This is a genomic window from Streptomyces sp. NPDC041968, assembly GCF_055589025.1.
Genome location: NZ_JBVJCB010000008.1, coordinates 314,637 through 327,030, shown reverse-complemented (window position 1 = coordinate 327,030; position 12,394 = coordinate 314,637). Strand labels below are relative to the sequence as shown.

Below are 12,394 nucleotides of genomic sequence, written 5' to 3'. Positions count from 1 at the left end.
GCTCTCGGTGTCCTCATGAGGAACCGTCCTCATGAAGAGGGGGACACCGTTTCCGGTGTCCCCCTCGGGGCTGCTAGTCGCGGGCCGCGGTCAGGAACGCGGCGTGTTCCTGGAGGGAGCGCACTCCCACGTCGCCGTGGTTGAGGGCGTCGATGCCCTGGACCGCCGCGGCGAGCGCCTGGACCGTCGTCAGGCACGGCACGGAGCGGGCCACGGCCGCCGTGCGGATGTCGTAGCCGTCGAGGCGGCCGCCGGTGCCGTACGGGGTGTTGACGATGAGGTCGACCTGGCCGTCGTGGATCAGCTGGACGATGGTCTTCTCGCCGTTCGGACCGGTGCCCTCGGACTGCTTGCGCACGACGGTGGCGTTGATGCCGTTGCGGCGCAGGACCTCGGCGGTGCCGGAGGTGGCCATCAGCTCGAAGCCGTGGGCGACGAGCTCGCGCGCGGGGAAGATCATCGAGCGCTTGTCGCGGTTGGCGACCGAGATGAAGGCGCGTCCCTTGGTCGGCAGCGGGCCGTAGGCGCCCGCCTGCGACTTGGCGTACGCCGTGCCGAAGACGGAGTCGATGCCCATGACCTCGCCGGTGGACCGCATCTCCGGGCCGAGGACGGTGTCGACGCCGCGGCCGTGGATGTCCCGGAAGCGGGACCACGGCATCACGGCCTCCTTGACGGAGATCGGCGCGTCCAGCGGCAGCTCGCCGCCGTCACCGGTGGCCGGGAGCAGGCCCTCGGCGCGCAGTTCGGCGATGGTGGCGCCGAGCGAGATGCGGGCGGCGGCCTTGGCCAGCGGCACCGCGGTCGCCTTCGAGGTGAAGGGGACGGTGCGCGAGGCGCGCGGGTTGGCCTCCAGGACGTAGAGGATGTCCCCGGCCAGCGCGAACTGGATGTTGATCAGGCCGCGCACGCCGACGCCCTTGGCGATGCCCTCGGTGGAGGCGCGCAGCCGCTTGATGTCGAAGCCGCCCAGCGTGATCGGGGGCAGGGCGCACGCCGAGTCGCCGGAGTGGATGCCGGCCTCCTCGATGTGCTCCATGACGCCGCCGAGGTACAGCTCCTCGCCGTCGTACAGGGCGTCGACGTCGATCTCGATGGCGTCGTCCAGGAACCGGTCGACCAGGACCGGGCGGGACGGGCTGATCTCGGTCGACTCGGCGATGTACGACTCCAGGCGGGTCTCGTCGTAGACGATCTCCATGCCGCGTCCGCCGAGGACGTAGGAGGGCCGCACGAGGACCGGGTAGCCGATCTCGTCGGCGATGGCCTTGGCCTCGGTGAAGGTGGTGGCGGTGCCGTGCTTGGGGGCGGGCAGGCCCGCCTCCTTCAGGACCCGGCCGAAGGCTCCGCGGTCCTCGGCGGCGTGGATGGCCTCGGGCGAGGTGCCGACGACCGGCACGCCGTTGTCCTTGAGCGCCTGGGACAGGCCCAGCGGGGTCTGGCCGCCGAGCTGGACGATCACGCCAGCGAGGGGGCCGGCCTGCTGCTCCGCGTGGACGATCTCCAGGACGTCCTCCAGGGTGAGCGGCTCGAAGTACAGCCGGTCGGAGGTGTCGTAGTCGGTGGAGACGGTCTCCGGGTTGCAGTTGACCATCACGGTCTCGTACCCGGCGTCGCTGAGCGCGAAGGAGGCGTGGACACAGGAGTAGTCGAACTCGATGCCCTGGCCGATGCGGTTCGGACCGGAGCCCAGGATGATCACGGCCGGCTTCTCGCGGCGCGCGACCTCGGTCTCCTCGTCGTAGGAGGAGTAGAAGTACGGCGTCCGCGCGGCGAACTCGGCGGCGCAGGTGTCGACCGTCTTGTAGACCGGGCGGATGCCGAGCGCGTGCCGGACCTCGCGGACGACGTCCTCGCGCAGGCCGCGGATCTCGCCGATCTGCTGGTCGGAGAAGCCGTGTCGCTTGGCCTCGGCGAGCAGGTCGGGGGTCAGCTCGGGGGCCTCGGCCAGCTCGTCGGCGATCTCCTTGATCAGGAAGAGCTGGTCGACGAACCAGGGGTCGATCTTCGTGTACGCGAAGACCTCCTCGGGCGTGGCGCCGGCGCGGATGGCCTGCATGACGGCGTTGATCCGGCCGTCGGTGGGCCGGACGGCCTCTTCGAGGAGCGCGGTCTTGTCGCCGGGCTCGCCGACGAAGGTGAACTGGCTGCCCTTCTTCTCCAGGGAGCGCAGCGCCTTCTGGAAGGCCTCGGTGAAGTTGCGGCCGATGGCCATGGCCTCGCCGACCGACTTCATGGTGGTCGTCAGCGTGGAGTCCGCCGAGGGGAACTTCTCGAAGGCGAAGCGCGGAGCCTTGACCACCACGTAGTCGAGCGTGGGCTCGAAGGAGGCCGGGGTCTCCTGCGTGATGTCGTTGGGGATCTCGTCCAGCGTGTAGCCCACGGCGAGCTTGGCCGCGATCTTCGCGATCGGGAAGCCGGTCGCCTTGGAGGCGAGCGCCGAGGAACGCGACACGCGCGGGTTCATCTCGATGACGATGACGCGGCCGTCCGCCGGGTCGACCGCGAACTGGATGTTGCAGCCGCCCGTGTCGACGCCGACCTCGCGGATGATCGCGATGCCGACGTCGCGCAGCACCTGGTACTCGCGGTCGGTCAGCGTCATCGCGGGGGCGACGGTGATCGAGTCGCCGGTGTGGACGCCCATGGGGTCGAAGTTCTCGATGGAGCAGACGACCACGACGTTGTCGTTCTTGTCGCGCATCAGCTCCAGCTCGTACTCCTTCCAGCCGAGGATGGACTCCTCCAGGAGCACCTCGGTGGTCGGCGAGAGGGTGAGGCCCTGTCCGGCGATGCGGCGCAGCTCCTCCTCGTCGTGGGCGAAGCCGGAGCCGGCGCCGCCCATGGTGAAGGAGGGGCGGACGACGACCGGGTAGCCGCCGAGCTCCTCGACGCCCTTGAGGACGTCGTCCATGGAGTGGCAGATGTAGGAGCGGGCCGACTCGCCGTGCCCGATCTTCTTGCGGACCTCCTCGACGACCTCCTTGAACAGGTCGCGGTCCTCACCCTTGTTGATGGCCTCGACGTTGGCGCCGATCAGCTCGACGCCGTACTTCTCCAGGACGCCGTTGCCGTGCAGCGAGATGGCGGTGTTGAGCGCCGTCTGGCCGCCCAGGGTGGGCAGCAGCGCGTCGGGGCGCTCCTTGGCGATGATCTTCTCGACGAACTCGGGGGTGATCGGCTCGACGTAGGTGGCGTCGGCGATCTCCGGGTCGGTCATGATCGTCGCCGGGTTGGAGTTCACCAGGATGACGCGCAGGCCCTCGGCCTTGAGCACGCGGCAGGCCTGGGTGCCGGAGTAGTCGAACTCGGCGGCCTGGCCGATGACGATCGGGCCGGAGCCGATGACCAGGACGGACTGGATATCGGAGCGCTTAGGCACGCTGGCCCTCCATCGAAGCGGTGCTCATCAAAGACGTGAAGCGGTCGAACAGGTAGGCGGCGTCGTGCGGGCCGGCCGCCGCCTCGGGGTGGTACTGGACGCTGAAGGCCGGCCGGTCGAGGAGCTGGAGGCCTTCCACCACGTTGTCGTTGAGGCAGACGTGGGAGACCTCGGCGCGCCCGTAGGGGGTGTCGGAGACCTTGTCGAGCGGGGCGTCGACGGCGAAGCCGTGGTTGTGCGCGGTGACCTCGACCTTGCCGGTCGTGCGGTCCTGCACCGGCTGGTTGATGCCGCGGTGGCCGTACTTCAGCTTGAAGGTGCCGAAGCCGAGGGCGCGGCCCAGGATCTGGTTGCCGAAGCAGATGCCGAAGAGCGGGGTGCCGCGCTCCAGGACGCCCTGCATCACGGAGACCGGGTGGTCGGCGGTGGCGGGGTCGCCGGGGCCGTTGGAGAAGAACACGCCGTCGGGGTTGACGGCGTAGACGTCCTCGACGGTGGCCGTGGCGGGCAGGACGTGCACCTCGATGCCGCGCTCGGCCATGCGGTGCGGGGTCATGCCCTTGATGCCGAGGTCGATCGCGGCGACGGTGAACTTCTTCTCGCCGATCGCCGGGACGACGTACGCCTCGGTGGTGGCGACCTCGGCGGAGAGGTCGGCGCCGGTCATCTCGGGGGCTTCCTGGACGCGGGCCAGCAGCGCGGCGTCGTCCTGGATCGCCTCGCCGCTGAAGATGCCGACGCGCATGGCGCCGCGCTCGCGCAGGTGGCGGGTGAGGGCGCGGGTGTCGATGCCGGAGATGCCGACGACGCCCTGGGTGGCCAGTTCCTCGTCCAGGGTGCGCGTGGAGCGCCAGCTGGAGGGCACGCGCGCGGGGTCGCGCACGACGTAGCCGGAGACCCAGATCTTCTTGGACTCCATGTCCTCGTCGTTGACACCGGTGTTGCCCACGTGCGGGGCGGTCATCACGACGACCTGGCGGTGGTACGACGGGTCGGTGAGGGTCTCCTGGTAGCCGGTCATGCCGGTGGAGAACACGGCTTCGCCGAACGTGGCCCCCACGGCCCCGTAGGCGCGGCCGCGGAAGATCCGGCCGTCCTCCAGGACGAGTACGGCGGGAGTCCTGGACACTCCCCTGGTGGAGGTCGTCATCGTGCGCCTTCCGTTTCCGTCTTGTTGATCATGTCGTTCAGTGTTTCGACCCACTCGTTGTGCTCGGCCGCGTGGTCGGAGCGGAAACCGGAGTCGATCAGCTTGTCGCCGTGCTCCCAGGTGACGACCAGCAGGCCGCCCTCGGTGAGCACCTTGCCGGCGATGCCCTTGTCGAGCCGGGCCTCGCGCAGCGCGGTGACGGGGACGAAGAAGTCGGTCGCGCCGGGCCGCACCACGTCCAGTCCCGCGTCCGTCAGGGTGAGCTCGACCCGGCTGCGGGTGCCCAGGCCGTGCGCCACGATGCGGTCCAGCCACTGACCGGCGGTGGTGGAGCCGTGGTAGCGGCCGCTCATGCCCAGTCTCGCCGGGCCGGGGGCGTCCGGCGCGTCGGGAAGCTCCGGAAGGTCACCCTGGAGGGTGCTGCGCCACTTCCAGCCCTCGCGCATCAGCCAGTAGACGAGCGCGACGAACAGGCCGAGGCCGACGACCCAGCCGATACGGGCGGCCCAGTCGGTCACTTCCGCCGATTCCTTCTCGGCGGCCAGCAGGATTACAGGTGTCACGTGAGCTTCCCGTCGACGAGCGTGGCCTTGCCCCGCAGCCACGTGTGCGTCACACGGCCCGGCAGCTCACGCCCCTGGTAGGGGGTGTTGCGGCTGCGCGAGGCGAAGCCCGCGGGGTCCACCTGGCCACGGTATGCCGTGTCGACGAGGGTGAGGTTGGCGGGCTCACCAGCCGAGACGGGACGGCCGTGCCCGGTGGCCTGTCCGATCTGCGCGGGCTTGAAGGACATCCGGTCGGCGACGCCGGCCCAGTCCAGCAGGCCCGTGTCCACCATGGTCTCCTGGACCACCGACAGCGCGGTCTCCAGGCCCACCATGCCCATGGCGGCGGCGGCCCACTCGCAGTCCTTGTCCTCGTGCGGGTGCGGGGCGTGGTCGGTGGCGACGATGTCGATGGTGCCGTCGGCGAGCGCCTCACGCAGGGCGAGCACGTCCCGCTCGGTGCGCAGCGGCGGGTTGACCTTGTAGACCGGGTCGTACGACCGGACGAGTTCGTCGGTGAGGAGCAGGTGGTGCGGGGTGACCTCGGCGGTGACGTCGATGCCGCGGGACTTGGCCCAGCGGACGATCTCGACGCTGCCGGCCGTCGAGAGGTGGCAGATGTGGACGCGGGAGCCGACGTGCTCGGCGAGCAGCACGTCCCGCGCGATGATCGACTCCTCGGCGACCGCCGGCCAGCCGCCGAGGCCCAGCTCTGCGGAGACGACGCCCTCGTTCATCTGGGCGCCCTCGGTGAGCCGGGGCTCCTGGGCGTGCTGGGCGACGACGCCGCCGAAGGCCTTCACGTACTCCAGGGCACGGCGCATGATCACCGCGTCGTGGACGCACTTGCCGTCGTCGGAGAAGACGGTGACGCCGGCCGCGGACTCGTGCATCGCGCCCAGCTCGGCGAGCTTGCTGCCCTCCAGGCCGACGGTGACGGCGCCGATGGGCTGCACGTCGCAGTAGCCGGACTCCTGGCCGAGCCGCCAGACCTGCTCGACGACGCCGGCCGTGTCGGCGACCGGGAAGGTGTTGGCCATGGCGAAGACGTTGGTGTAGCCGCCGCTCGCCGCCGCGCGGGTGCCGGTCAGGACCGTCTCGGAGTCCTCGCGGCCGGGCTCGCGCAGGTGGGTGTGGAGGTCGACCAGGCCCGGCAGCAGCACCTTGCCGGCCGCCTCGACGACCTCGGCGCCCTCGGCGGACAGGCCGGTGCCGACCTCGGCGACGGTGCCGCCGTCGATCAGCACGTCCTGCGGCTCGCCGCCGAGCACCTTCGCACCGCGGATCAGGGTCTTGCTCATCGTCTTACTTCTCCTCGGTGGTGCGGGCGTGGGTGACGGCGGGCTCGGCGCCGCCGAGCAGCAGGTACAGGACGGCCATCCGGACGGAGACGCCGTTGGTGACCTGCTCGACGACGGTGCAGCGGTCGGAGTCGGCGACCTCGGCGGTGATCTCCATGCCCCGCACCATCGGGCCGGGGTGCATGACGATGGCGTGGTCGGGCATCTTCGCCATGCGCTCGCCGTCGAGGCCGTAGCGGCGGGAGTACTCGCGCTCGGTGGGGAAGAACGCGGCGTTCATGCGTTCGCGCTGCACGCGCAGCAGCATCACCGCGTCGGACTTGGTCAGCGTGGAGTCGAGGTCGTAGGAGACCTCGCAGGGCCAGGTCTCGACGCCGACGGGCAGCAGGGTGGGCGGTGCGACGAGGGTGACCTCGGCGCCGAGGGTGTGCAGCAGGTCGACGTTGGAGCGGGCGACGCGGCTGTGCAGGATGTCGCCGACCAGGGTGACGCGGCGGCCGTCGAGGTCCTTGCCGAGGCCGGCGTCGCGGCCGACCAGCCGGCGGCGCATGGTGAAGGCGTCCAGCAGGGCCTGCGTGGGGTGCTGGTGGGTGCCGTCACCGGCGTTGATGACGTGGGCGTCGATCCAGCCCGAGGTGGCCAGGCGGTAGGGGGCGCCCGAGGCGCCGTGCCGGATGACGACGGCGTCGACGCCCATCGCCTCCAGGGTCTGCGCGGTGTCCTTGAGCGACTCGCCCTTGGAGACGCTCGATCCCTTGGCGGTGAAGTTGATGACGTCGGCGGACAGGCGCTTCTCGGCCGCCTCGAAGGAGATCCGGGTCCGGGTCGAGTCCTCGAAGAAGAGGTTGACGACGGTACGGCCGCGCAGGGTCGGCAGTTTCTTGATCGGCCGGTCCGCGACCCGGGCCATCTCCTCGGCGGTGTCGAGGATCAGGACGGCGTCGTCGCGGGTGAGGTCGGCGGCCGAGATGAGATGACGCTGCATCTGTCAGGCTCCGTAGGGCGATTCTTGCGGAAGAGCGGGATAATTCGGGCGGCCGGGCGTGCGCGTGGGCACACCGAGCGGGCGTACGGCACGAGAACGCGCGCGTACGCGGGGGTGCTACGGGTGGGCGCCCGGGGCGGCCGGCTTGGCGCCGAGCAGCACGGTGTCGCGACCGTCCTCCTCGGCGAGCTGGACCTTGACCGTCTCCCGCAGCGACGTCGGGAGGTTCTTGCCGACGTAGTCGGCGCGGATGGGCAGTTCACGGTGGCCGCGGTCGACGAGGACGGCGAGCTGCACCGCGCGCGGGCGGCCGATGTCGTTCAGCGCGTCGAGCGCGGCGCGGATGGTGCGGCCGGAGAAGAGCACGTCGTCGACGAGGACGACCAGGCGGCCGTCGATGCCGTCACCGGGGATCTCGGTGCGGGCCAGGGCGCGCGGCGGGTGCATGCGCAGGTCGTCGCGGTACATGGTGATGTCGAGCGAGCCGACCGGCATCTTCCGCTCGGTGATCTGCTCCAGCTTGTCGGCGAGCCGCCGGGCGAGGAAGACGCCACGGGTCGGGATGCCGAGGAGCACCACGTCGTCGGCGCCCTTGGCGCGTTCGACGATCTCGTGGGCGATGCGGGTCAGGACCCGTGCGATGTCGGGTCCTTCGAGAACGGGCCTGGCGTCCGCCTGGGTGTCGGCCCGCGTGCCCGGCTCGTCACGCTCGTCGTGCCTGCTGTGCTTGTCCATACGAAACGGACCTCCTTCTCCGCCTCACGGGACGGACCTTAAAGGACGTCGGGATGTGCGTCACCCACGGTATCAGGCTCACAGAGCGGCCCCGGTGACCCCCCGGACACTCCCCCGTCACCCTTCTGCCGCCCTCACGTCACCCGCTTGGAGCAATGGAGAGCGGATATCACGGAAGCGTCGGTGCGGACCATTCGGCTTGACGCAGGAGAGTAACGCTGCGTAACCTCACAGTGAGTTACCAGCCGCGCGGCACGCAACAGCAGTCCGCGTCGACACCTTGTCCGGGGAGCCATATGTCCAGCGAATACGCCAAACAGCTCGGGGCCAAGCTCCGGGCCATCCGCACCCAGCAGGGCCTTTCCCTCCACGGTGTCGAGGAGAAGTCACAGGGCCGCTGGAAGGCCGTCGTGGTCGGTTCGTACGAGCGCGGTGACCGAGCCGTGACCGTGCAGCGCCTCGCCGAGCTGGCGGATTTCTACGGCGTCCCCGTGCAGGAGCTGCTGCCGGGCACCACCCCCGGCGGCGCCGCAGAGCCGCCGCCGAAGCTGGTCCTGGACCTGGAGCGGCTGGCCACGGTGCCCGCCGAGAAGGCGGGCCCGCTGCAGCGGTACGCGGCCACGATCCAGTCGCAGCGCGGTGACTACAACGGCAAGGTGCTCTCGATCCGCCAGGACGATCTGCGCACGCTCGCCGTCATCTACGACCAGTCCCCCTCGGTCCTCACCGAGCAGCTGATCAGCTGGGGCGTCCTGGACGCGGACGCGCGCCGCGCGGTGGCGTCGCACGAGGAGCTCTGAGGCCGCGGCCGGCTCAGCAGAAACGTGCCGCCGGGGTGGCCGGGACCAAGGGTCCCGGCCACCCCGGCGGCTTTGTCATGAGCCCCGTGCGGCGTGCGGCGGCCGGAGAACGCCGCAGGGCCCACAGCACGTGGCCGTGGGCCCTCCGGCAGGGTGGGTGTCTCCCCCGGGGCGCCGCTCAGCTCTCGTCGTCGCGACGCAGCGAGGGCTTGAGGTCCTTCAGCCGGCCGAGCAGGCCGTTGACGAACGCGGGCGACTCGTCCGTGGAGAACTCCTTCGCCAGCTGCACCATCTCGTCCAGGACGACGGCGTCCGGGGTCGCGTCCATCCAGATCAGCTCGTACGCACCCAGACGCAGGATGTTGCGGTCGACGACCGGCATGCGGTCCAGCGTCCAGCCGACCGAGTACTGGGCGATGAGCTCGTCGATGCGCTTGGCGCGCTCGGCGTAGCCCTCGACCAGCTCCATCGTGTACTCGCTCACCGGCGGCTGCCGGGTGTCGGACCGGGAGTGCCGGACCCAGTCGGCGAGCACCGTCAGGACGTCGGCGCCGCGCTGGTCGCCCTCGAAGAGGATCTGGAAGGCGCGCTTGCGGGCCGTGTTGCGGGCAGCCACGGTTAGCTGTTCACCCGGCCGAGGTAGTCGCTCGTGCGGGTGTCGACCTTGATCTTCTCACCGGTGGTGATGAAGAGCGGGACGTTGATCTGGTGACCGGTCTCCAGGGTGGCGGGCTTGGTGCCGCCGGTGGAGCGGTCGCCCTGCACGCCCGGCTCGGTCTCCTGGATGACCAGCTCGACGGCGGCCGGCAGCTCGACGAAGAGCACCTCGCCCTCGTGCTGCGCGACGGTGGCGGTGAAGCCCTCGATCAGGAAGTTGGCGGCGTCGCCGACGGCCTTGCGGTCGACGTGCAGCTGGTCGTAGGTCTCCATGTCCATGAAGACGAAGTACTCGCCGTCCATGTAGGAGAACTGCATGTCACGCTTGTCGACAGTGGCCGTCTCGACCTTGACGCCGGCGTTGAAGGTCTTGTCGACGACCTTGCCGGAAAGCACGTTCTTGAGCTTGGTGCGCACGAAGGCCGGGCCCTTGCCGGGCTTGACGTGCTGGAACTCGACGACGGACCAGAGCTGGCCGCCTTCGAGCTTGAGCACCATGCCGTTCTTGAGGTCGTTCGTGGAAGCCACGGTTGCGGAATCTCCTGGACTGGACTGACGTGGACGACCCCGGTGCCGGCCTGCGCACAGCGTGAAGGCTAGAGCGCGAGCAGTTCCTTGGTCGTGATGGTGAGTAGCTCGGGTCCGCCGTCCGCCTCGGGGCGCACGACGAGCGTGTCATCGATCCGGACCCCGCCCCGGCCCGGGAGGTGGACCCCCGGTTCGACGGTGACCGGCACACAAGCGTCCAGTTTACCCATGGCCGCGGGGGCCAACTGCGGGTCCTCGTCGATTTCGAGTCCGACGCCGTGACCGGTGAGGTTCGGAAGGTTCTCCGCGTACCCGGCCGAGTCCAGTGCCTGGCGGGCCGCGCGGTCCACGTCACGGCAGGCGGCGCCCGGTGCGAGGGCCTCCCGGCCGGCCCGCTGGGCGGAGAAGACCAGGTCGTACAGCTCGATCTGCCAGTCGGCCGGCGAGGTGCCGATGACGAACGTACGGCCGATCTCGCAGCGGTACCCGCGATAGGTCGCGCCCAGGCAGACGGAGAGGAAGTCGCCCTCCTCCACCCGCCGGTCGGTGGGCCGGTGGCCGCGGCGCCCGGAGTTCGGGCCGGTGCCGACGGAGGTGGGGAACGCGGGGCCGTCGGCCCCGTGGTCGACGAGCCGGCGCTCCAGTTCCAGGGCGAGGTGCCGCTCGGTGCGGCCGACCAGGATGGACTCCAGCAGTTCACCGAGGGCCTGGTCGGCGATCTCGGCGCCGATGCGCAGACAGGAGATCTCCTCCTCGTCCTTGACGACCCTGAGCTGCTCGACCGCCTGACCGAGGTCGGTCAGGCGCAGCCGGGGTGCGACCGAGCCCATGGCGCGGTGCCGGACGACGGTGAGGTGGTGGTCCTCGGTGGCGAGGGACTCCGCGCCCTGCGCCGCGGCGAGGCCGGCGGCCGAGACGGCCGGGTCGCCACCGGGGCCGGGCAGCGCGCGCACCGGGAGGGAGTCGTCGGGCCGGCCCTCGGTGGGCCGGTCGTCGAGCGGGCCGGAGCAGACCAGCAGGTCCTCGGTCTTGCCCAGCAGCAGCACGGCGCCGTGCGGGGCGGCGCCCGCGAGATAGCGCACGTTGGCGGGCCGGGAGACGAGCGCCGCCGCGCTGCCGCCCGCGTTGCAGCGTTCTCGTAGGCGCGTCCGGCGGGCCGCGTACACCTCTGACATGAGCCGAGCGTAAGAGCTCCGCCCGGGAGGCGCCGCTCGGGAGAGGCCGAGTGGGGAAGCGCGGGTGGTCGGTCCGCGGGAGCCGCTGGAGGTCGTGCGCCGTCAGGCCGCCGGTGAGGGCTGGTCGCGCAGTCCCCCGCGCCCCTTCGGGCGCCCCGGGTCCCGCTCTCTACCAGTTCGGGGGGCTCGCTATGGAACGGGCGAGGACCTCGTCCAGGACCCGGGCCGTTTCCGGTACGCCGAGCTGCGAGTTGTCGATGATCGGCAGGCCCGATCCGTACCAGCCGGCCATCCGGCCGTGGATGCGGGCCACCTCCTCGTCGGTGAGGCGGCGGTTGCCGCTGCGTTCGGCGTTGCGCTCCAGGACGACGTCCAGGCCCGGCAGGAGGACGACCGGGAGCAGGCCGGGGCCCACGTGCCGCTTCCAGCCGCCGAGCCCGACGACCGGGCGGTCCGGGAAGACGGCGTCGTCGAGGATGCAGGAGATGCCGTTGGCGAGGAAGTTGCGCGCGGAGAAGCCGCAGGTGCGGCGGGCGAGGCGGTACTGGGCCTCGGAGTTCTCGTTCCACCCGGTCTGGGGGTCGGCGAAGCCGGAGCGGACCCACTCGCGGACGTCGTCGAGGCTGATGTGCGCGGTGGGGACCCGGCGGTGGTCGGCCCAGTACTTGGCGACGCTGGTCTTGCCGGCGCCCGCGGGGCCGATGAGGAGCACCGCGAGGGTGCTCGTCGTCGGGTCGGGGGCGGCGGCCGTGGCCGGGGGCACGGCGACGGGCCCGCCGGGCGGCAGCGGTACGTGACCGGTGGTGTCCGGCGGGGGCGGGACGGGCGCCGCCCGGTGCGGTCCCGGGGCCGCGGCCTGGTGGGGCGTCACCGGGGGCGGGGCCTGGTGGGGCGCCACGGGGGGCGGGGCCTGCATCGGGTAGCCCGGCGCCGCGGGCGGCGGCACGGGGGCGGGGCCCTGCTGCGGGCCCGGGTGGTGCGCGGCCGGGGACCAGCCGACGGCCGGTCCGTGCCCCGGCTGATGGGGCGGCGGCAGCGGAGAACCCACTGCGTGCTGCATCCGGTGCCACTCCGTCTCGTACAGGCGATGGGCGCTGACAGCAGGAGGGGTCCCCCGCTCTCCCCCACAGCCTAGA

General features: G+C 71.2%; 11 protein-coding genes. 1 reads left to right on the top strand and 10 read right to left on the bottom strand.

What is annotated here, in order from left to right:
- Positions 1–73: 73 nt before the first annotated feature.
- From carB to pyrR, 6 genes are all read right to left on the bottom strand, one after another.
- Positions 74–3,382 (bottom strand): carbamoyl-phosphate synthase large subunit, encoded by a 3,309-nt coding sequence (gene carB, locus ACZ6EG_RS21585; protein WP_391970342.1) that lies wholly within the window; start codon positions 3,380–3,382, stop codon positions 74–76.
- Positions 3,375–4,532 (bottom strand): glutamine-hydrolyzing carbamoyl-phosphate synthase small subunit, encoded by a 1,158-nt coding sequence (carA, locus tag ACZ6EG_RS21580; protein ID WP_469606641.1) that lies wholly within the window; start codon positions 4,530–4,532, stop codon positions 3,375–3,377. The genes carB and carA overlap by 8 nt, the downstream gene beginning before the upstream one ends.
- The gene (locus ACZ6EG_RS21575) at positions 4,529–5,095 is read right to left on the bottom strand and encodes a PH-like domain-containing protein (RefSeq protein ID WP_356605666.1); all 567 of its coding nucleotides are present in this window, start codon (positions 5,093–5,095) and stop codon (positions 4,529–4,531) included. The genes carA and ACZ6EG_RS21575 overlap by 4 nt, the downstream gene beginning before the upstream one ends.
- Complete coding sequence (locus ACZ6EG_RS21570) at positions 5,092–6,378, bottom strand: dihydroorotase (protein ID WP_391970340.1); 1,287 nt, start codon at positions 6,376–6,378, stop codon at positions 5,092–5,094. Before ACZ6EG_RS21570 ends, ACZ6EG_RS21575 begins: the two co-directional genes overlap by 4 nt.
- Before the next feature lie 4 nt (positions 6,379–6,382).
- The gene (locus tag ACZ6EG_RS21565) at positions 6,383–7,363 is read right to left on the bottom strand and encodes an aspartate carbamoyltransferase catalytic subunit (protein WP_391970339.1); all 981 of its coding nucleotides are present in this window, start codon (positions 7,361–7,363) and stop codon (positions 6,383–6,385) included.
- A gap of 117 nt (positions 7,364–7,480) precedes the next feature.
- A complete protein-coding gene (gene pyrR, locus ACZ6EG_RS21560) occupies positions 7,481–8,098 on the bottom strand; it encodes a bifunctional pyr operon transcriptional regulator/uracil phosphoribosyltransferase PyrR (RefSeq protein ID WP_391970338.1) in 618 nt (205 codons plus the stop codon).
- Between the two features lie 296 nt (positions 8,099–8,394).
- Here pyrR and bldD point away from each other — a divergent pair, with 296 nt between their 5' ends.
- Positions 8,395–8,898, top strand: a complete 504-nt coding sequence (gene bldD, locus ACZ6EG_RS21555) for a transcriptional regulator BldD (protein ID WP_007447547.1) — start codon at positions 8,395–8,397, stop codon at positions 8,896–8,898.
- Positions 8,899–9,076: 178 nt separating this feature from the next.
- On the opposite strand, the gene nusB is transcribed toward bldD, so the two are convergent.
- The 4 genes from nusB to ACZ6EG_RS21535 all read right to left on the bottom strand — a co-directional run bounded on the left by nusB (position 9,077) and on the right by ACZ6EG_RS21535 (position 12,318).
- The gene (gene nusB / locus ACZ6EG_RS21550) at positions 9,077–9,514 is read right to left on the bottom strand and encodes a transcription antitermination factor NusB (protein WP_356605674.1); all 438 of its coding nucleotides are present in this window, start codon (positions 9,512–9,514) and stop codon (positions 9,077–9,079) included.
- Positions 9,515–9,516: 2 nt separating this feature from the next.
- A complete protein-coding gene (efp, locus tag ACZ6EG_RS21545) occupies positions 9,517–10,083 on the bottom strand; it encodes an elongation factor P (protein WP_095933031.1) in 567 nt (188 codons plus the stop codon).
- Positions 10,084–10,151: 68 nt separating this feature from the next.
- A complete protein-coding gene (locus tag ACZ6EG_RS21540; RefSeq protein WP_356605677.1) occupies positions 10,152–11,258 on the bottom strand; it encodes an aminopeptidase P family protein in 1,107 nt (368 codons plus the stop codon).
- Positions 11,259–11,427: 169 nt separating this feature from the next.
- Positions 11,428–12,318 (bottom strand): Pro-rich N-terminal domain-containing protein, encoded by an 891-nt coding sequence (locus tag ACZ6EG_RS21535; RefSeq protein ID WP_469606630.1) that lies wholly within the window; start codon positions 12,316–12,318, stop codon positions 11,428–11,430.
- Positions 12,319–12,394: the final 76 nt, after the last annotated feature.